This is a genomic window from Bacillus sp. Bvel1 (assembly GCF_014872755.1).
In the GTDB taxonomy this organism is placed as follows: Bacteria; Bacillota; Bacilli; order Bacillales; family Bacillaceae; genus Bacillus; species Bacillus velezensis.
Map to the genome: position 1 here is coordinate 649,281 of NZ_JAAOBZ010000006.1, position 20,994 is coordinate 670,274.

The window sequence follows — 20,994 nt, forward strand, 5'->3', positions numbered from 1 at the left end:
GTGCTTTTTTTACGCATTCAAAAAACGCTGTTCGTCTTCATCATAGCGGATCGGCGCTTGTGAAAATTCCTGTTTCTCAAACAATGTGCGTTCAGGTTCTTTTATCGGCAGGCTGTAAACCCGTCCCGCCAGTATGTCCAGATCCAGAGCGGGATGAGAGAAAGAAGAGAGCTTGCTGACGAGAGGTGCGGTAAGCTCTTTTTTCTTTGCCGACAGGTACGCCTGTCCTTTTTTCGTCATTCCGAGAAGACGGATATAAGGAGCGCTTGAAGGCTGTAAGAGCCGATGCATGTCCTCCTTTTTCGTCCGTGTCAGAATGTGCGTGTTCATCCGCTGCAGCCTCGTCCACGTGTATCGTTTTGTTTTCAATCGTTCCATCATTTCGCGATAGGATCGGGCTTGTCTGATGGTGCGCAGAATTCTGTGCTCAAGGCCTTCTTCCACTTCATAGATTCGGCTCAATTCTTCAGCGGACAGAGTGCTGAGGCTGTATTTTACATATGAAAAATAGTCTTCCGTGCTGTGCCATATCCCGTATGAATTTCTGTATGCCTCCAGCTCACGCGCAGACGCTTCCGGGAGAAAGCTCCTTGCGGCCGCCGTTCCTTTTTCTATCAGCGCTTTCCGGATGCTTGTTGCGCTGGCTATCCGGCTGTTATCTCCGGGAAGCTCGGCGTCATGATACTGGGAAGCGATTCTGACTGTCGTATAAGGCTTCATAGCGGAACCGAAGGCGTGTATCGCTCTAACGTAGTGAAAACCGAGAATATTGTTCGGCTTGGACAAATCGAGCATGTCCCGCCCTTTGAATATGTGTGAAAAAGCTTTTGAGGCGGCGGCCGGATAGCTGAGACCCTTTTTCAGCTCCTCTTTCAGAATCAGGCTGCAGTCATCTTCCTTTCGGCTGAACGCTTCAGACGCTTCAATAAAGGGTTCGATCCGCCCGTTTTCGCTGCCGAAAAACAAGCTGCTGCATCCTAAATGATGAAGAAGCGAAACGCTGCCGCGCGCGAATAATTCCGCTTTTTGTACGGCATACATATAAGGGAGCTCAATGACGATATCCACGCCGTTTTCCAGCGCCATTTTTGTCCGGGCCCACTTTGAGACGGCGGCCGGTTCTCCGCGCTGCAAAAAAGGGCCGCTCATCACCGCCGCCGCGACGCTGCTGTCCGTTTTGATTTTTGCTTGTTCCGCATGATAGCGGTGTCCGTTATGAAAGGGATTATATTCAACAACCAGGCCGACTGCTTTCATATTTGTCCCGCCTTTCTTGCTATGTTTTGCTTCGTGTGGTACATTTGCAAATGAAGTGCATATTTTAGTCCGTTTCGTTTAGTGTATGCATAGCCTATCCGGCTGTCAACGATTGCATGACGGCGGCATTATGCTGTAAAGAAAAAATATTGACAAAAACATTCTGAAAAGCTATAATCATGTTTGTTGCTTTCCTGAGGTGATACAAATGAAATGGACGATTTATCAGCTTCATCAAATGGCGAAAAAGAGCTTTGAATTTGATGAAACAGTTGAGTTAAATGAGCTGACAAAATTGAATTCTGACATCCGCCGCATTTCTCCCGTCCGGGTGAAGGGCCGCGCGGAGATTGAATCCAAGCAAGTTTCGTTTGACTTTACGATTTCAGGCGAAATGGTTTTGCCGTGCTCAAGAACTTTAGTTGATGTGCCGTATCCATTTACAATCGCGACAAAAGAACTGTTTAGATTTCATAAGTCGGATGATATAGAAGATGAGGACGTTCATATTGCTGAAGACGATATCGTCGACTTAACTCCGATCGTAAAAGAAGAGATTCTTTTAGAAATTCCTATGCAAGTCTTTTGTGAAACTGAACAAAAAGAAGGAGCCGCTCCCCAAGTGGGGAAGGATTGGCAAGTGATTTCTGAGGAAGACAAGAAAAATCAAATCGACCCCAGACTTGCGGATCTGAAAAAGCTCTTAACACAAGATGATGAATCTTAACTCTTTAAGGAGGTGGGAATAATGGCTGTACCTTTTAGAAGAACTTCTAAAATGAAAAAAAGATTGCGCCGTACACATTTCAAACTAAATGTACCTGGTATGACAGAATGCCCGTCATGCGGAGAGATGAAATTGTCTCACCGTGTATGTAAAGCATGCGGATCATACAACGGCAAAGACATAAATGTTAAAAGCAATTAATGTATGAAGAAAAGCGCGGGAATCTCGGTTCCTGCGCTTTTCTTTTTTTTTGCCCCTCCGGCCTGCTTCCGCCGAAAAAATTGTGAGCGCCAGTAGTCTATCTAATCTATCAGCGGCATATGTATGAGGTAAATGAGCAAATATGGAGGGAGATACGATTGACGATAACGAGACAAGACGCGTGGACGCAAGATGAAGATTTGCTGCTGGCCGAAGTGGTGCTCAGGCATATTCGGGAAGGCGGGACCCAGCTTTCCGCTTTTGAAGAAGTCGGCAGAGCGCTGACGAGAACGGCTGCCGCCTGCGGGTTCAGATGGAATTCTTATGTCAGAAAACAATATCAGTCAGGGATAGAACTGGCGAAAAAACAGCGGAAGGAATTAAGAAAGCAGATCGGGGTGCATTCCGCCAATCTGCCGGGAACCGTCAAACAGCCTCCGATCCGCAGGGCGGAAGGAGAAAAAGAGCTGTCCATTGATGATGTCATTTTGTTTCTTCAGCAATTTAAAGAGTCGCCGGCCGCAGCGGATGTTCGTCATGAAAAAGAAAAACTCACAGAACAGCTGACCGCGCTGCAAAAAGAAGTCGAGGATCTGCGTGAGGAAAATGAAAGCTTGAGAAACAAGCTGGAGATGACGGAAGAAGATTATAAAGCGTTAATTGACATTATGGACAGAGCGAGAAGGATGGTCAATTCAAAAGAAGACGACAGGAAATCGGCGCAGAGCCTGTAAAATGAACCGGCCTGAGGGCGGCGGCCCGGCCGGTTTTTTATTATGCCGTTTCTCCGGATGTCATTTCACCGTCCATATCGGGATGCCAGATGTAAGGATTTTCTCCTTTATCACGCGCCATATCATATTTAACGGGCTCGAAATTCATCTTATCCCAGAATTCTGCTGATTTCATGCGTGAATTTGTCCTGATCGGCATTCTGAAGGATTTTGCAAAATCAACAAGCGCTTTTCCGTATCCGTTGTTTTGATAGCCCGGAAGAACCTCAAGTTTCCAAAGTTCCAAAAAGTCCTGACGCTGATCAAAATACGGATTCGCACCTCCGTTTACCTGATATAAACTCATTCTCGCCACTAGTTTATCCCCGAAGTAAATCCCGTAAAAAGGCGAGGTGCTGTCATTTTCAATGATATTATCCTGAAGATCTTCAAGCATCGACAGCTCCTGCATCCCGTATTCCTTAAACCTTTTAAATTCTTCAAGTGTCTTATAGTTGATGAGCAGGCGCTCTATTTTCAACACAAACTCCCCCTTTGTTGTGTTCTACCATTATTGTAAACGCTTTAATTGAAAATTCCAACTATAATATGCTTGCCTGTCTTTTTGCTCAAAACGAAATTGAAGTAATTTGCGGCGGCTTCTGCTATGATAATATGGAAAAATGCAGATATAGGGTGTGACAGTGTGAAAATCGGAATTATCGGCGGCGGAGCGGTAGGCCTTTTATGTGCTTACTACTTATCGTCCCGCCATCAGGTAACAGTCATTACGCGGCGGACGGAGCAGGCTGATGCGATTAACTCAGGCGGTATACGGCTTTTGAAAGACGGAATAGAATGTACGGCGGCATGCAGAGCGCAAACAGGCATCACTTCCGGATTCGACCTCTTAATCGCAGCCGTTAAACAGCACCAGCTCAGTGCTGTGCTGCGGGATCTTGAGACGGTAAAAGGGACGAATGTGCTGTTTTTGCAAAACGGCATGGGACACATACACGACATTAAAGATTGGCATACGGATCATTCGCTTTATGCCGGCACAGTTGAGCACGGAGCAAAAAAGATATCGGATCATGCCGTTGAACATACGGGAGCGGGAGCCATAAGATGGAGTGTATTCAGCGCATCCCGGCCGGAAATGCTCAAAAGCATCTTTTCCGGCATGCACCGGGATTTTCCCGTATATGATGAAAACGACTGGTATCGGCTTTTAACGGGAAAACTGATCATCAATGTATGCATCAACCCGTTAACTGCATTGCTGCGCGTGAAAAACGGAGAGCTGTTAAGAAATGACGCTTACAAAAAATATATGAGAAACGTTTTTGAAGAAGCGGAGACAATACTTGGCCTCGCCGATAGAGAAAAAGCGTGGAACAAGGTTTGCGAAGTTTGCAGACTGACGGAAAAAAATCATTCTTCCATGCTCGTCGATATCATGGCAGGCAGGCGGACAGAGGCCGATGCGATTATCGGCTACCTTGTAAAAGAAGCGGAAAGCCGCGGATTGCCGGCCGTTCATCTCACGTTTTTACACCGCAGCATAAAAGCGTTAGAAAGAAACTGAAACAAAGTCTTTTGAGGTTTTCCGGTAACATGCTATACTCATTTCGGAAACCTAACTATTTATTGGAGAAAGGAAGTTCCAGACAGATGCAGCTAACTGAACTTTCCATCAAAAGTCAAAATAAGTTTGTGCAGCACTATATAGATGGAGAAAACATGTCTTCATTTTTTGATTATGATATTCATTCAGAGGACGTATGGCAAAAGCGGCTTCATGACCTCTCTTCGCGGCCGTTTGCCAGAGAGGAATTAGCGGATTATTTATCCTCCTATCACGAAAAATTTCATTCCGACGCCATGCAGGCCTCCATCGAAAAACTGAGAGATCCAAAAAGCGCAGCGGTTGTAGGCGGCCAGCAGGCCGGTCTTTTAACAGGGCCTCTTTACACCATACATAAAATTATCTCCATTATCGTACTTGCCAGACAGCAGGAAGAGGCGCTACGGATTCCTGTCGCTCCGATTTTCTGGGTGGCGGGTGAAGATCACGATCTGGAAGAAATTAATTATGTGCATACGTCAACAGAGAATAAAGGTCTGGTGAAGCGGAAACTGCCGCAGTCGTACTGGAAAAAAACATCGGCGGCTAAAACCGAGCTTGATCAGGAAAAATGCGCGGCTTGGATTGATGAAGTGTTCGCTGCTTTTGAGGAAACGGATCACACAAACACACTCCTTCAAAACGTGAAGCGATGTTTACGCTCATCAGAGACATTCACGGACTTTTTTGAGCTGTTGATCGCCGACTTGTTTCAAGAAGAAGGCCTTATTCTGATGAATTCGGGAGATCCGGGGATTAAAAAGCTGGAAACGGGTATGTTTCAGCAGATTTTAAAACACAATCACGAGCTTGCCAAAGCCGTGTCAGACCAGCAGCGTCTTATGCGGGAAGCCGGTTATCACCCGATTATTGAATCGGACAAAGATCAGGCTAATCTGTTTTACGAACACGAGGGAGAGCGTTTCTTAATTGAAAAAGAAAACGGCGTTTTTGTCATTAAGGAGCTTGACCTGAAGTGGACGAACGACGAGCTTCATACCCATATGGAAGAAAAACCGGAATGTTTCAGCAATAACGTTGTGACAAGGCCGCTTATGCAGGAGTTTCTCATCCCGACTCTGGCGTTTATCGCGGGACCGGGGGAGATCAATTATTGGGGTGAGCTGAAGCAGGCTTTCTCATTAATGGGCTTCCGCATGACGCCGGTAGTGCCGAGACTGAACATTACGATTCTTGAGCGCCATATTGAAAAGAAGCTTTCAGAACGGAATATTCCGCTTCAGGAAGCGATCGAACACGGCACCGGACACCTGAAAGACGCTTATTTTGAAGAGCAGATTCCGGAAGAGTTTTCTTCTGTAATGGAACAGGCGAAGTCGCAGATTGAAGCTGTCCATAAAAGCGCAAGGAACGAAGCGCTGAAGGTCGATTCAAGCCTTGAGCCGCTCTTACAGAAGAATGCCGCCTTCATTCAGGATCAGCTCTTGTTTTTAGAACGGACGGTAACGAAAAGAATTGAAGAAAAAGAAGATTTTGTGCTGCGTGACTATGAAAGAATCCAAAACAGCATCAGACCGCTCGGCGCTCCGCAGGAACGGATTTGGAATGTAATGTATTATTTGAACCGTTATGGTCCAAAATTCTTCACAACCTTCAAACATCTGCCATTTTCTTTTCAAAACCAACATCAGATTGTCAAACTTTGAAATAAAGTTTTAAAGAACCCTGAATAGTTCAGGGTTTTTTTTTATGTGTAAACAGTGTAAAATGAGGTTGTGGAGAGAAGTGGCGGATAGTGGTGAGTTTAGGGGAGAAAGTGGGGGTCCTTATCATGTTTATGGGTGAATACCAGCATACAATTGATGCAAAGGGCCGCATGATCGTACCCGCAAAATTCAGAGAAGGCCTCGGTGAGCAGTTTGTGCTGACAAGAGGACTTGACCAATGCCTTTTCGGCTATCCGATGAATGAATGGAAGCTGATTGAAGAAAAGCTGAAGGCTCTGCCGCTCACCAAAAAAGACGCCCGCGCATTTACCCGATTCTTTTTTTCCGGTGCGACCGAATGCGAACTGGACAAGCAGGGAAGGGTTAATATTGCGTCATCTCTTCTGAATTACGCAAAACTGGAAAAAGAATGTGTTGTCATCGGGGTTTCCAATCGAATTGAATTGTGGAGTAAGGTAATATGGGAACAATACACAGAAGAGCAAGAAGATTCATTCGCTGAAATTGCTGAAAACATGATTGGATTTGATATATAATGGATCTTCGTGCATCACAACAACAACTGACAATTCAATTCATTCCTGATAAAGGTGGGACCGACACAAATGTTTCAGCATAAGACAGTACTTCTTCGTGAAACCGTCGACGGTTTAAATATCAAACCGGACGGAACCTATGTGGACTGCACCCTTGGCGGCGCCGGGCACAGTACATATTTATTGCAGCAATTATCGGAAAAAGGACGCCTGATCGCCTTTGACCAAGATGACACGGCACTTGAAAACGCACAGAAAACATTGTCCGAATACAAAGGACAGCTCATTCTGGTAAAAAGCAACTTTCGTTATTTAAAAGAGTGTTTACATGAACACGGCATTACGAGTGTCGACGGAATTTTATTTGATTTAGGAGTATCCTCTCCGCAGCTTGATACACCGGAACGGGGATTCAGTTATCATCATGACGCACCGCTGGACATGAGGATGGACCAGTCGGCCGCCCTTACGGCGAAAGAAGTCGTAAATGAATGGCGGTATGAGGACCTTGTGAGAATTTTCTTTAAATACGGAGAAGAAAAATTCAGCAAGCAGATCGCCCGGAAAATTGAAGAGGCAAGAGAAAAATCGCCTATTCAAACAACCGGCCAACTGGTCGATCTAATAAAGGACGCGATACCGGCTCCGGCAAGAAGAAGCGGAGGTCATCCGGCCAAACGTGTATTCCAAGCCATTCGAATCGCCGTAAACGACGAGCTTCAGGTATTTGAAGAGGCCCTCTTGCAAGCGATAGAGGTGCTGAAGCCGGGCGGAAGGGTGTCTGTGATCACTTTTCACTCGCTGGAAGACAGAATGTGCAAGACGACATTCAAGGAAAAATCATCACTTCCCGAACTGCCTCCGGGTCTTCCCGTGATACCGGAAGAATTTGAACCGGAATTAAAACTGATTACGAGAAAGCCCATTACGGCATCAAAAGAGGAGCTTGAAGAAAATAACCGCGCCCGGTCAGCGAAGCTCCGCATTGCGGAGAAACGAAAATAACGGGCAGCAAATGACAACATTAAAGGAGGTCATCAGCCTATGAGCAACTTAGCTTACCAGCAGGAAAAACAACAACGGCCAGTGATAAGTCCCGAAAAAAAGGTGATTGTCAAAAAGAGGGCTTCCATTACACTCGGGGAAAAGGTGCTGCTCGTCCTGTTTGCCATTGCCGTTCTCTCCACATCAATGTTTATCGTATCAAAGGCATACGCGGCGTACCAATCCAATATTGAGGTGCAAAAACTGGAGGAGAAAGTATCTGAGAAGAATAAGCAGATCGGTGATCTCGAAAAGACGGCTGCTGACTTAAGCCAGCCGCAGCGCCTGATGGATATCGCTAAAAAGCACGGTTTGAATCTGAAAGATAAAAAAGTGAAAAACATACAGGAATGATAACCCATGCCGAAAAAAAATAAGTTTATGAACAGAGGAGCAGCGATACTCAGTATTTGTTTCGCTCTCTTTTTCTTTGTCATTCTCGGGAGAATGGCGTACATTCAATTAACCGGTAAAGCAAACGGAGTAGAACTTGCAACAAAAGCGACCGAGCAGCACGAAAAAAAGCGGACGATAGAAGCGAGCCGCGGCTCTATTCTTGACCGGAACGGCAAAGTGCTTGCAGAGGACACGGCGACATATAAGCTCATTGCCGTGCTTGATAAAAAAATGACGAGTGATCCGAAGCATCCTCAGCATGTCAAAGACAAAGAGAAAACGGCGGAAAAACTGGCGACCGTTATCAATCTTGATAAAAGCGAGATTCTGGACATCTTAAACAGGAATGGCGCGAAGCAGGTGGAATTCGGTTCAGCCGGCCGCGATATCTCTTATGCGAAAAAACAAAAGATCGAAAAAATGGATCTTCCGGGTATTTCTTTCTTAAGAGATACGAAGCGCTACTATCCGAACGGCATATTTTTGTCAAATGTTCTCGGCTATGCCGATGTGAATGAAAAAACAAACGAGATACAAGGCTCTTTAGGGCTTGAAAAAATACTGAATAACTATCTGACGGAACGTGACGGGTCCGTCACTTACGAAAGTGATAAATCCGGCTGGAAACTTCCGAACAGCAAGGAAAAAATCACCGCACCTAAAAACGGTGACAATGTATATTTAACCATTGATCAGAAAATTCAAACCTTTTTAGAAGACAGCATGACGAAAGTAGCGGAAAAATATAAACCGAAAAAAATTATGGCGGCTGTCGTAGAACCGAAAACAGGCAAAGTGCTTGCGATGGGGCAGCGTCCGAGTTTTGACCCGAATATCAGAAACGTCACCAATTATTACAACGACTTAGTGTCGTACGCGTATGAACCGGGTTCAACGATGAAGATCTTTACGCTTGCCGCGGCGATTCAGGAAAATGTGTTTTCCGCAAACGAGAAATATAAATCAGGAACATATAAAGTGGGAGGCAAACCTGTTAAAGATTGGAACGATGGCGCCGGATGGGGTATGACAAGCTTCCATGACGGCCTCATGAGGTCATCGAATGTTGCTTTCGCCAAACTGGCCAACGAAAAACTGGGGTTTGACCGGTTTAATGAGTACCTGCACAAATTCGGGCTCTATCAAAAAACAGGGATTGATCTGCCCGGTGAAGTATCAAGTAAAATTAACTACAAATATGATTTTGACAAAGCGTCTACGGCTTACGGCCAAGCATCGGCGATAACACCGATCCAGCAGCTTCAGGCCGTCACGGCGATTGCCAATAACGGCAAAATGATGAAACCTTACGTCATTGATCATATTGTCGACCCCGATACGAAAAAAGTCGTCAAGCAGACAAAACCGGAGCAAGTAGGCACGCCGATTTCAGCCGATACGGCGAAAAAAGTCCGGAACCTGCTCGGAGAAGTCGTGACGTCAGACATCGGAACGGGGAAACCTTATAAAATTGAAGGTTTTGACGTCGCGGGTAAAACGGGAACCGCACAAATCGCCGGGACGGGCGGATATTTAAGGGGAACGAGCAACTATGTGTTTTCATTCATGGGCATGGCGCCGAAAAATGATCCTAAGCTCGTCATCTATGTAGCCGTGCAGCAGCCGCAGTTAAAAGCGGGGCAAAGCAGCTCTGATCCTGTTGCGGAAATCTTTAACCCGACGATGAAAAACAGCCTCCACTACATGAACATCGAACCGACGGAAAAAACAGATTCCGGTCAGGAAGAAACGAAAAGCCAAAAGATGCCTGACCTGACAGATAAAACGGTCACGGGCGCTGAGAAGGAAGCGAAAAATGAACACCTCACACCGATTGTCATCGGCAGCGATGTTGCCGTAAAAGAGCAGTATCCGACAGCCGGAGAAGATGTGATCACCAATCAGAAAATCTTCTTGAAAACAGACGGAAAGATGACGATGCCGGATATGTCCGGATGGTCGAGACGGGAAGTGCTTCAATTCAGCAAAGTATCAGGCATTCACATCGATGTGAGCGGTGAAGGTTACGCTTCAAGCCAAAGTGTGAAAAAAGGCAAAGAACTGAAAGAAAATACCGTGATCAAGGTGAAATTTAAAAATCCTGATTAACGGGACAGAGAAGTCCGCGGATGCCCGCGGGCTTCTTTTTTATGCGCCGCCGTTCTATGTGTCCAAGCTGAGGCATAAATTGAAACAAGCCTAAATAAGGAGTGGACGGTCCCTTGCGCGTTTCAAATGTAACGGTTCGAAAACGTTTATTACTGGTTTTGCTTTTTGGCGTAATCATTTTTTTGATCATTGACAGCAGATTAGGCTATGTCCAATTTGTGATGGGAGAAAAGCTGACTTCACTGGCTAAGGATTCCTGGAGCCGGAATTTGCCGTTTGAGCCTGAGCGGGGAGAGATCCTTGACCGAAACGGCGTGAAGCTGGCTACGAATAAAAGCGCGCCGACCGTCTTTGTCGTACCGCGCCAGATTCAAAATCCCATAAAAACGGGCAAGCTTCTCGCGTCAGTTTTAAATATGTCGGAAGAGAAGGTCTACAAACATATTACTAAGAAAACCTCCATAGAAAAAATCTCACCCGAGGGGCGGAAAATTTCCAATAAAAAAGCGAAAGAAATCAAAGCGCTCGACTTAAAAGGGGTTTATGTGGCTGAAGACAGCATCCGTCATTATCCGTACGGAAGCTTTTTGTCCCATGTTCTCGGTTTTGCCGGTATTGATAACCAGGGCCTTCTCGGATTGGAGGCTTATTATGATGATGACTTAAAAGGTGTCAAGGGATCTGTGAAATTTTATACGGATGCCAAGGGGAAGAAAATGCCTGATGAAGCGGATGATTACACCCCTCCGAAAGACGGACTTGATATGAAATTGACGATTGACGCCAAGGTTCAGACGATTATAGAAAGGGAGCTCGACAATGCAGCGGCGAAATATAACCCGGACGGAATGATTGCGGTCGCAATGAATCCGAAAAACGGGGAAGTGCTCGGCATGTCAAGCCGTCCTGATTTTGATCCGGCTGACTATCAATCGGTGGATCCGTCCGTTTACAACCGGAACCTGCCGGTATGGAGCACATATGAACCGGGTTCGACCTTTAAGATTATTACGCTTGCGGCGGCTCTCCAAGAGCAAAAAGTAAACTTGCAAAGAGACCACTTTTATGACAAAGGATTTGCCGAGGTTGACGGCGCCCGCCTCCGATGCTGGAAAAAGGGCGGCCACGGTTCGCAATCTTATCTTGAAGTCGTTCAAAATTCCTGCAACCCCGGGTTTGTACAGCTGGGGGAACGGCTCGGAAAACAAAAGCTGTTTCAATATATTAAGGACTTCGGCTTTGGAAAGAAAACAGGCATTGATCTGCAAGGGGAAGGAACGGGGATTTTATTCCCGCTTGACAGAGTCGGCCCGGTCGAACAGGCGACAACCGCTTTCGGACAAGGGGTTTCCGTCACGCCGATTCAGCAGGTGGCAGCCGTTTCCGCAGCAATAAACGGCGGAACGCTTTATACTCCGTTTATCGCCAAAGAGTGGGTTGATCCCGTTACGAAAAAAACAGTTAAGAAACAATCGCCGATTGCGAAAAGGCAAGTTATTTCCCAGGAAACGTCAAAGCAGATCAGATATGCTTTAGAAAGCGTCGTCGCTCAGGGAACGGGGCGGAATGCCTTCGTGGAAGGATATCGCGTCGGCGGAAAAACAGGTACCGCACAAAAGGTCAAAGACGGCAAATATCTCGAAAACAACCATATCGTCTCCTTTATCGGTTTTGCGCCGGCTGATGACCCGAGCCTCGTCGTGTATGTCGCGGTTGATAATCCGAAAGGCACGATTCAATTCGGGGGAACCGTCGCCGCGCCGATTGTCGGAAATATGATGAGAGACAGTCTGCCGGAGCTCGGCGTGAAACCGCGAAAAAATCAAATCGAGAAAAAATATCAATGGAACGACACAAAAACAATAGAGGTTCCGAATGTTGTAGGGATGTCTGTCTCTGATCTTGAGTCGCTGCTTGTCAATTTGAATATTGACTCCTCAGGAAAAGGAAGCAAAATTGTGAAACAATCACCTGCAGCCGGAACGAAAGTAAAAGAAGGCTCAAAGATCCGTGTTTACTTGAGTGAAGAATGAGTCTTTTTGAGGCAGCCGATTGTTTTCGGCTGCCTTTTATCATAAAGAGAAAAAAAGAAGATAACTTTTAAGATTAACTGGATGTATCCTTTTATTTACGCTAAAATATGAACTGTATGTTTAAAAGCCATTCTGACTTTTATAAACGGTTATCATGATAAAAGAATGAATAGAATTTCTGAGAGGTTTGATACAATGAAACTTACAAAGCTGCTTACATATTTAATGGCCGAACCTGTTCAAAATGACTTTCATGACCCTGACATAACTTCAATTGAGATGGACTCCAGGGAAGTGAGAAAAGGGAGTCTTTTTGTGTGTATAAAAGGGTATACGGTAGACGGACATGATTTCGCCCAAAAAGCCGCAGAAAACGGCGCAGCGGCCATCGTTGCCGAGAAAGAGCTTGACGTCGATGTTCCTGTCATTATCGTCCGCCGGTCACAGCGGGCGCTCAGCGTTCTTTCTGACGCGTTTTACGGGCAGCCGACAAAGCAGCTTCAGCTTATCGGCATCACCGGCACAAACGGCAAAACATCAACGACGCACATGGTTGATGAGATTTTCAAAAAAGCGGGAAGACAGACCGGTTTAATCGGAACGATGTACATTAAAATCGGGGATGAGACATTCCCGGTCAAAAATACAACGCCCGAAAGCGTCACACTGCAAAAAACGTTCAAGAAAATGAATGATGAGCATGTTGACACAGCTATTATGGAAGTGTCATCTCACGCTCTGTCACTCGGCAGGGTTCACGGCTGCGATTATGATATCGCCGTATTCACGAACCTGACGCAGGACCATTTAGACTATCACAAGACGATGGAAGACTACAGACAGGCTAAAAGCCTCCTGTTTTCCCAGCTGGGCGGCTCCTTTAACCATGAAAAGCCGAAGCGGGCCGTTTTAAACGCAGATGACAAAGCCAGTGCTTATTTTGAAAAAGTGACGGCGGCGCACATCCTTACATACGGAATCGAGAACGATGCCGATGTCATGGCGAAACAAATCGAGATCTCTGCGCAAGGCACAAGTTTTGAACTCGTTACGCCGAAAGGAACAAAGCAGATCACGGTTTCACTCGTCGGCCGCTTCAACGTGTATAACGTACTGGCTGCAGCGGCGACAGCGATCGCAGCGGGTCTGCCGTTTGATACGATCACGAGCGCTCTTGAAGAGCTGCAAGGTGTCAGAGGCCGGTTTGAACTGGTGAATCATAATCAGCCGTTTCCTGTGGTCGTCGATTACGCGCACACGCCTGACAGTCTGGAAAACGTTCTGAATACATGCAAAGACATGACAGAGGGCAAGCTTTTCGTCGTCGTCGGCTGCGGCGGAGACCGGGACAAAACGAAACGCCCGAAAATGGCGGAAATTGCGGTGCGGATTGCCGACGAACCGATTTTCACTTCAGATAACCCGAGAAGCGAGGACCCGCTGGCCATATTAAGAGATATGGAAAGAGGGGTAGAAGGCACCTACTATCACAGTATCGCAAACCGCGAGCAGGCTATCTTTTTTGCCATTGCCAACGCGAAAAAGGGAGATGTGGTTCTGATTGCCGGGAAAGGGCATGAAACCTATCAGCAGATCGGCAATGAAACATTCGACTTTGATGACGCCGAAGTAGCGGGAAGAGCTATTGTTGAGCTGAATAAAAAGTAAAACAGGAAAGAGTGTTAGAATGAGGGAAATGAAAAGAATTACGGGGACACAATGTGAATATGATAAATACGTATGTCGTTTGAACGAAACGGGAGGAGAAAAGAGCAATGCTTGAGCAAGTGATTTTATTTACAATAATAATGGGATTTTTAATCAGTGTTCTGATATCTCCGATTCTTATCCCGTTTTTAAGACGTTTAAAATTCGGCCAAAGTATCAGGGAAGAGGGGCCGAAATCACATATGAAAAAATCAGGGACGCCGACGATGGGCGGGGTCATGATTATCGTATCCATCGCCATTACGGCGATTGTCATGACGCAGAAATTTTCGCATCTGAGCGCGGAAATGTTTCTTCTGCTGTTTGTTACGATCGGATACGGCCTGCTCGGCTTTCTGGATGACTATATTAAAGTAGTAATGAAACGGAATCTCGGATTGACGTCGAAGCAGAAATTGATCGGCCAGATCATTATTGCCGTTGTATTTTACGGAGTATATCATTATTGCAATTTTTCAACCGGCATCAGGGTGCCGGGCACACATCTGTCAATCGATCTCGGCTGGGGATACTTTATCCTCGTTCTCTTTATGCTTGTCGGAGGTTCAAATGCCGTCAACCTGACAGACGGTCTGGACGGTCTCTTGTCCGGTACCGCGGCTATCGCATTCGGCGCTTTCGCCATCCTTGCGTGGAACCAGTCACAATATGACGTTGCGATTTTCTCGGTTGCCGTTGTCGGCGCCGTTCTCGGTTTTCTTGTATTCAACGCCCATCCCGCCAAAGTATTTATGGGGGATACCGGTTCGCTTGCGCTCGGAGGAGCGATCGTGACCGTTGCCATTCTGACGAAGCTTGAAATTCTGCTCGTCATTATCGGCGGAGTTTTTGTTATTGAGACCTTATCTGTTATCTTACAAGTCATCAGCTTTAAAACGACAGGAAAACGAATCTTTAAGATGAGTCCGCTTCACCACCATTACGAATTGGTCGGATGGTCTGAATGGAGAGTTGTCGTCACATTCTGGACTGCGGGACTGCTGCTTGCCGTTTTAGGAATTTACATCGAGGTGTGGTTATAAGTGGAAAACGAACTTTTTTTGCGAAAACAAAACTTTCTGGTCCTCGGACTGGCGAAAAGCGGATATGCGGCTGCGTCGATTCTTCATGAAAAAGGCATTAACGTCGTCGTGAATGACCAAAAAGCCTTTGAAGAGAACGAACCTGCCCAAAGGCTTTCAGAAAGAGGAATCGAGGTCATCTGCGGTGAGCATCCGACGTCACTTTTTGATCAGCATCACATTACCATTCTGATCAAAAATCCCGGAATCCCGTATGAAAATATCATGGTGGAGGAAGCGCAAAGAAGAGGCATCCCGGTTTGGACGGAAATCGAGCTTGCGTATTATATCACCAATGCAAAATTCATCGGCATTACAGGTTCAAACGGGAAAACAACAACGACGACCCTGATTTATGAAATGCTGAAAGCTGACTCGATAAAGGCGCTGATCGCAGGAAATATCGGCACTGTCGCCAGTGAAGTGGCTTATCATGCTGACGGTGATGAATGGATCGTCACAGAGCTTTCTTCGTTCCAGCTTATGGGGACTCATGCGTTCAGACCTGAAATCGGCCTGATTTTAAATGTGTTCGACGCTCATTTGGATTACCATCACAGCCGTGAAAACTATGAAAAAGCCAAGCAGAACGTGTATCTTCATCAGCTTGAGAGTGATACGGCCATCGTGAATCAAAGCGATGAAACAGTCGTGCGGCTTGCCGAAAGCGGAAAAGCCGGCACCGTTCCGTTTTCAGTGCACCAGGAACTGTCAAGCGGCGCATTTATTAAAGACGGAATGCTGATGTTCGGCGATGAAGCGATTCTGCCTGTTGATGACATCGTGCTGCCGGGCGCGCACAATTTAGAAAATATATTGGCAGCTGTAGCCGCGGCAAAAACGGCGGGCGCGTCTAATAAAGCGATTCAGAAGGTGCTGACAAGCTTTACCGGTGTCAAACACCGTCTGCAGTATGTAACAGCGATCCGGAATCGTAAATTTTATAATGACAGCAAAGCGACGAATATTTTGGCCACAAGCAAAGCGCTCTCCGCGTTCAAAGCACCGGTTATTCTGCTTGCAGGCGGACTTGACCGCGGCAACGGTTTTGACGATCTGAAACCGTATATGGACAATGTCAAAGCGGTCCTGACGTTCGGACAGACAGCGCCGAAGATAGAAAAACTGGGCAATGAGCTGGGAATACAACATGTCAAACGTGTCGATAATGTTGAACAAGCAGTATCTGCGGCGTTTGCGCTCTCAAATGAAGGAGACGTCATCCTCTTGTCACCCGCGTGTGCAAGCTGGGATCAGTTCAAAACATTTGAAGAACGCGGTGACATGTTTATAGATGCCGTGCATATGCTTAAGTAAGGGCTTGTCTCTGTTCATCGGCAGCCCTAAATGACTTATGCTTGGGGTGTCGATTGCTTTGACTACTAAAAAAACAGCGCCTGATTTGTTATTAGTTATCATTACGTTATTGCTTTTAACAATAGGATTAATTATGGTCTACAGTGCAAGTGCGGTATGGGCGGATTATAAATTTGACGACTCGTTTTTCTTCGCGAAACGGCAGCTGCTGTTTGCGGGGATCGGCGTCATTGCCATGTTTTTCATTATGAATGTGGATTATTGGACATGGCGCACATGGTCGAAGCTGCTTCTGATCATTTGTTTTTTTCTGCTTGTGCTTGTGCTGATTCCGGGAGTCGGAATGGTGCGGAACGGTTCAAGAAGCTGGATCGGAGTGGGAGCGTTCAGCATTCAGCCTTCGGAGTTTATGAAACTCGCGATGATTGCGTTTCTGGCTAAATTTCTTTCTGAAAAACAGAAGAATATTACGTCATTCAGACGCGGATTCGTTCCCGCGCTCGGAATCGTGTTTTCTGCATTTATTATTATTATGTGCCAGCCGGACCTGGGAACGGGGACGGTAATGGTGGGCACGTGCATCGTGATGATTTTTGTATCCGGTGCGCGAATCGCTCATTTTGCGTTCCTCGGACTCATCGGTTTAAGCGGATTTGCGGCGCTTGTTCTGTCCGCTCCTTATCGGATTAAACGGATTACCTCTTACTTAAACCCGTGGGAGGACCCGCTTGGAAGCGGATTTCAGATCATTCAGTCGCTCTATGCCGTAGGTCCGGGGGGACTGTTCGGGATGGGGCTCGGCCAAAGCCGGCAAAAGTTTTTTTACCTGCCGGAGCCGCAAACCGATTTCATTTTTGCTATTTTATCTGAGGAACTCGGCTTTATCGGCGGTTCGCTCATATTGCTGCTGTTCAGTATTTTATTATGGCGGGGCGTCAGGATTGCCCTCGGCGCGCCGGATTTATACGGAAGCTTTGTCGCCATCGGTATTATTTCTATGATAGCTATTCAAGTCATGATTAATATCGGCGTTGTGACGGGGCTGATCCCGGTAACAGGAATTACGCTGCCGTTTTTAAGCTACGGAGGCTCATCACTGACGCTGATGCTCGCAGCGGTCGGCGTGCTTTTAAATGTCAGCCGGTACTCGAGGTATTGATCTGTATCTTGCCTCATCACTCATGATCTATACGTTATCTATAAAAAAACAGACAACATCAATAACCCTGTCCTAAAAAACAGGGTTATCGCTATGTGATTAAGGGGGACATACGAATGCGTATTGCAGTAAGCGGAGGCGGAACCGGAGGACATATTTATCCGGCCCTGGCCTTTATTAAAGAAGTTCAGCGCCGGCATCCGGATGTGGAATTTTTGTATATCGGAACAGAGAACGGTCTGGAGAAAAAAATTGTTGAACGGGAAAATATCCCGTTCCGCGCCATTGAAATTACAGGTTTCAAACGAAAACTTTCTTTTGAAAATGTAAAAACCGTCATGCGTTTCTTAAAAGGCGTGAAGAAAAGTAAATCATATTTAAAAGAGTTTAAACCGGATGCCGTTATCGGTACAGGCGGCTATGTATGCGGTCCGGTCGTATACGCGGCGGCAAAAATGGGAATTCCGACGATCATTCATGAGCAAAACAGCCTGCCCGGCATCACAAATAAGTTTCTCTCGAAATATGTTAATAAGGTGGCAATTTGCTTTGAAGAAGCAAAATCGCATTTTCCTGCTGAAAAAGTTGTGTTTACGGGAAACCCGAGAGCCTCTGAAGTCGTCTCAATTAAGACAGGCCGCTCATTAACTGAGTTCGGGCTGAAAGACAATCAAAAAACGGTGCTCATTTTCGGCGGAAGCAGAGGCGCGGCTCCCATTAACCGTGCCGTGATAGATATGCAGGAAGAATTGAAAACGAGACCTTACCAAGTGCTTTATATTACCGGGGAAGTGCATTACGAGAAGGTAACGGCTGAGCTGAAAGGCGGAAAAGCCGCTGATAATATGGTGACAAAACCGTTTTTGCACCAAATGCCGGAGTACTTACAATCAATTGATGTCATTGTGGCAAGAGCCGGAGCGACGACGATTGCGGAGATCACCGCTCTCGGCATTCCGAGCGTGCTTATTCCGAGCCCGTATGTGACAGCCAATCACCAGGAAGTCAATGCGAAGGCGCTCAGCCAGCATGACGCTGCAATCGTACTGAAGGAAACCGAGCTCAGCGGAGAAAAACTGATCGCTGCGCTGGACAAAATCGTCATGAATGAAGAAACCTTAAAAGACATGAGTGAGCGGACAAAATCACTCGGTGTTCCGGATGCGGCAGCCAGACTGTACAGTATCATGGAAGACATAAAAAAATAGAGCAAATGGAATGCGGAGGTTTATGATGGAGAACGTAATTCAGGAATTAAGAGACCGCGAAGTCGGCAAAGTGCTGGAACAAGAACCGCTCGCGAACCATACAACGATGAAAATCGGCGGCCCGGCGGACATTTTGATCATCCCCAACAGTGTGGAAGCGGTCAAAGATATTATGGATATTGTGAAGAAACATGATCTGCCATGGACGGTTATCGGCCGGGGTTCAAATCTGCTCGTGCTTGATGAAGGCATAAGAGGAGTTGTCATCAAACTGGGCGCGGGTCTGGATCATTTGGAGATTGACGGTGATCAGGTGACGGTCGGAGGCGGCTATTCGGTCGTCCGGCTTGCGACTTCCATGAGTAAAAAAGGAATGTCCGGTCTCGAATTTGCAGCGGGCATCCCCGGATCAATCGGCGGGGCCGTCTATATGAATGCCGGGGCGCACGGATCTGATATGAGTGAAATTCTTGTGAAAGCGCGTATCTTATTTGAAGACGGCACAATCGAATGGCTGACAAACGAAGAGATGGATTTCAGCTACAGAACGTCTGTTTTGCAGAAAAAACGCCCCGGCGTCTGTCTCGAGGCAGTTCTTCAGCTTGAGCAAAAGGAACGGGAAGCCATTACGGCGCAAATGCAGCAGAACAAAGATTACAGAAAAAATACGCAGCCGTATTCAAGCCCATGCGCCGGAAGCATATTCAGAAATCCGCTGCCGAATCATGCCGGAAACCTCGTTGAAAAAGCGGGATTAAAAGGACATCAGATCGGCGGAGCGAAAGTATCCGAAATGCACGGGAATTTTATCGTCAATGCCGGCGGAGCGACTGCCAAGGACGTTCTCGACCTGATTGAGTATGTGAAAAAGACAATCCGTGAGCAGTATGATGTTGACATGCATACGGAAGTTGAAATCATCGGAGGGAATCGTTAAAAGGTTCTCTGATTTCCATGAGCTCATGTGATATACTTTTAACAAATGTCAAACGGCATCACAGCATGCCGTTTGTTTTTCAATCAGACGAATGTCAAGCTGTTTCATTCTTAGTGAGGTGGACAGGCAGTGAACCCAAATCATGAAAGAGAAAAAATCGTAAATATTGAAGAGCGGATTCCGAAAATCAAAGAGCAGCGGAAACAAAAAGCAAACCGCCGGCTGATTTCATTCATTGTGCTCTTTTTTATGATGGTGCTGATCATCGTGTACTTGCAGATGCCGATCAGCAAAGTGTCTTCTGTCACCGTTTCCGGGAACGAAAACGTGTCTGTAAAAGAGATCAACGCGCTTTCTGATATACATAACGGACAAACCGAGTTCTGGAGTCTGAACAAGAAAAAAACAGAAGAAAAGATTGAGCAGAATAAACTGGTGAAAAAGGCGGATCTTTCAAAAGTATTTCCTAATAAAGTCAGCATTCACATTGAAGAATACAAGACGATCGCGTATCTGCAGCGGAATGATGTGTATTATGAAGTGCTGGAGAACGGCACCGTGCTGCCGAACGAAGTCACGCCGGATGACGCGGGCCCGATTTTGGTTGACTGGACAAACGCGAAAAAGCGGGTCAAAATGGCGGAGCAGCTTGATAAGCTTTCCGGTTCGCTAAAGCAGTCGATTTCTGAAATCTATTATACACCGGTAAAAATGGACCAGGACCGGATCAAGCTGTATATGAACGACGGGTATGTAGTTACCGCTTCTATTAAAACATTTGCCGACCGGATGAAGACCTATCCTTCTATCGTTTCCCAGCTGGACGGCGGGAAAAAGGGGATTATCCACTTAGAAGTCGCTACGTATTTTGAAGAATTTAACAAAGGTAAATCCGGCAAGAAAAAAGAAAATGATTAATAGTTCTAAAGAACTAATTTTAAGGTGATTCAAAAGAATCTATTACAATCAGCGGGGCAGCCGATATAACCGATAGCGGAATAATTATGACTATGTTTGTTTTTGCCCGGGATATGGCTGCCGGACAAGGGGAAAATTCTCAATGCAATGGGCGTGTCTTCTTCAATGAACATTGCATTTGGAATTTTCCTCCTGTTTCTTCTTTTTTTGGATGTTTCTGGCAATATCTATAGCTTTTCTGGAGGTTCATCTTAGTGTAGACTAATGGAAAGCGGGTATATTTGCATCTGGTTTGCACATTATGGCACCGTGACAAGAAATCTTACGGTAAGGTG

At 46.2% G+C, this 20,994-nt stretch carries 19 protein-coding genes; 17 read left to right on the top strand and 2 right to left on the bottom strand.

Going from position 1 to position 20,994, the window contains the following annotated elements; genetic code table 11:
- Positions 1-9 precede the first annotated feature (9 nt).
- Entirely contained in the window at positions 10-1,257 is a 1,248-nt protein-coding gene (locus tag HAP68_RS07290; protein ID WP_024085274.1) for a nucleotidyltransferase, read from the bottom strand.
- Positions 1,258-1,465: 208 nt separating this feature from the next.
- On the opposite strand from HAP68_RS07290, the gene HAP68_RS07295 reads away from it, so the two are divergent.
- The 3 genes from HAP68_RS07295 to gerR all read left to right on the top strand — a co-directional run bounded on the left by HAP68_RS07295 (position 1,466) and on the right by gerR (position 2,919).
- Positions 1,466-1,984, top strand: a complete 519-nt coding sequence (locus tag HAP68_RS07295) for a YceD family protein (RefSeq protein ID WP_003154459.1) — start codon at positions 1,466-1,468, stop codon at positions 1,982-1,984.
- Between the two features lie 21 nt (positions 1,985-2,005).
- Positions 2,006-2,185: a 50S ribosomal protein L32 gene (gene rpmF, locus HAP68_RS07300; protein ID WP_003154457.1), complete on the top strand. Its 180-nt coding sequence runs from the start codon at positions 2,006-2,008 to the stop codon at positions 2,183-2,185.
- A 158-nt stretch (positions 2,186-2,343) separates the two neighbouring features.
- Positions 2,344-2,919, top strand: a complete 576-nt coding sequence (gene gerR, locus HAP68_RS07305) for a sporulation-specific transcriptional regulator GerR (protein ID WP_003154450.1) — start codon at positions 2,344-2,346, stop codon at positions 2,917-2,919.
- Between the two features lie 40 nt (positions 2,920-2,959).
- Here gerR and HAP68_RS07310 read toward each other — a convergent pair whose 3' ends face one another.
- Entirely contained in the window at positions 2,960-3,442 is a 483-nt protein-coding gene (locus HAP68_RS07310; protein WP_003154449.1) for an N-acetyltransferase, read from the bottom strand.
- 162 nt (positions 3,443-3,604) lie between these two features.
- Here HAP68_RS07310 and HAP68_RS07315 point away from each other — a divergent pair, with 162 nt between their 5' ends.
- From HAP68_RS07315 to HAP68_RS07380, 14 genes are all read left to right on the top strand, one after another.
- Positions 3,605-4,486 carry a 2-dehydropantoate 2-reductase gene (locus HAP68_RS07315; protein WP_024085275.1) on the top strand — a complete coding sequence of 294 codons (882 nt, stop codon included), beginning with the start codon at positions 3,605-3,607 and terminating at the stop codon, positions 4,484-4,486.
- An 86-nt stretch (positions 4,487-4,572) separates the two neighbouring features.
- The gene (gene bshC / locus HAP68_RS07320) at positions 4,573-6,192 is read left to right on the top strand and encodes a bacillithiol biosynthesis cysteine-adding enzyme BshC (RefSeq protein WP_024085276.1); all 1,620 of its coding nucleotides are present in this window, start codon (positions 4,573-4,575) and stop codon (positions 6,190-6,192) included.
- Between the two features lie 125 nt (positions 6,193-6,317).
- Positions 6,318-6,749 carry a division/cell wall cluster transcriptional repressor MraZ gene (gene mraZ, locus HAP68_RS07325; protein WP_013352164.1) on the top strand — a complete coding sequence of 144 codons (432 nt, stop codon included), beginning with the start codon at positions 6,318-6,320 and terminating at the stop codon, positions 6,747-6,749.
- 69 nt (positions 6,750-6,818) lie between these two features.
- Positions 6,819-7,754 (top strand): 16S rRNA (cytosine(1402)-N(4))-methyltransferase RsmH, encoded by a 936-nt coding sequence (rsmH, locus tag HAP68_RS07330; RefSeq protein ID WP_003154444.1) that lies wholly within the window; start codon positions 6,819-6,821, stop codon positions 7,752-7,754.
- 39 nt (positions 7,755-7,793) lie between these two features.
- Positions 7,794-8,147 carry a cell division protein FtsL gene (gene ftsL, locus HAP68_RS07335; RefSeq protein ID WP_003154442.1) on the top strand — a complete coding sequence of 118 codons (354 nt, stop codon included), beginning with the start codon at positions 7,794-7,796 and terminating at the stop codon, positions 8,145-8,147.
- A gap of 6 nt (positions 8,148-8,153) precedes the next feature.
- Positions 8,154-10,298, top strand: a complete 2,145-nt coding sequence (pbpB, locus tag HAP68_RS07340) for a penicillin-binding protein 2B (protein WP_015388269.1) — start codon at positions 8,154-8,156, stop codon at positions 10,296-10,298.
- Positions 10,299-10,411: 113 nt separating this feature from the next.
- Complete coding sequence (locus HAP68_RS07345) at positions 10,412-12,331, top strand: stage V sporulation protein D (protein ID WP_003154438.1); 1,920 nt, start codon at positions 10,412-10,414, stop codon at positions 12,329-12,331.
- A 195-nt stretch (positions 12,332-12,526) separates the two neighbouring features.
- Positions 12,527-13,999: a UDP-N-acetylmuramoyl-L-alanyl-D-glutamate--2,6-diaminopimelate ligase gene (locus HAP68_RS07350; protein ID WP_003154436.1), complete on the top strand. Its 1,473-nt coding sequence runs from the start codon at positions 12,527-12,529 to the stop codon at positions 13,997-13,999.
- 107 nt (positions 14,000-14,106) lie between these two features.
- Positions 14,107-15,081: a phospho-N-acetylmuramoyl-pentapeptide-transferase gene (gene mraY, locus HAP68_RS07355; RefSeq protein ID WP_024085277.1), complete on the top strand. Its 975-nt coding sequence runs from the start codon at positions 14,107-14,109 to the stop codon at positions 15,079-15,081.
- Complete coding sequence (gene murD, locus HAP68_RS07360; RefSeq protein ID WP_003154432.1) at positions 15,082-16,437, top strand: UDP-N-acetylmuramoyl-L-alanine--D-glutamate ligase; 1,356 nt, start codon at positions 15,082-15,084, stop codon at positions 16,435-16,437.
- A gap of 58 nt (positions 16,438-16,495) precedes the next feature.
- Positions 16,496-17,596, top strand: a complete 1,101-nt coding sequence (gene spoVE / locus HAP68_RS07365) for a stage V sporulation protein E (protein ID WP_003154430.1) — start codon at positions 16,496-16,498, stop codon at positions 17,594-17,596.
- 116 nt (positions 17,597-17,712) lie between these two features.
- Positions 17,713-18,804, top strand: a complete 1,092-nt coding sequence (gene murG, locus HAP68_RS07370; protein ID WP_003154428.1) for an undecaprenyldiphospho-muramoylpentapeptide beta-N-acetylglucosaminyltransferase — start codon at positions 17,713-17,715, stop codon at positions 18,802-18,804.
- A gap of 25 nt (positions 18,805-18,829) precedes the next feature.
- Positions 18,830-19,741, top strand: coding sequence for a UDP-N-acetylmuramate dehydrogenase (gene murB / locus HAP68_RS07375; RefSeq protein WP_014304967.1), 912 nt, complete (start codon positions 18,830-18,832; stop codon positions 19,739-19,741).
- A 129-nt stretch (positions 19,742-19,870) separates the two neighbouring features.
- Complete coding sequence (locus HAP68_RS07380) at positions 19,871-20,659, top strand: cell division protein FtsQ/DivIB (RefSeq protein WP_024085278.1); 789 nt, start codon at positions 19,871-19,873, stop codon at positions 20,657-20,659.
- The last annotated feature ends 335 nt before the right edge of the window (positions 20,660-20,994 follow it).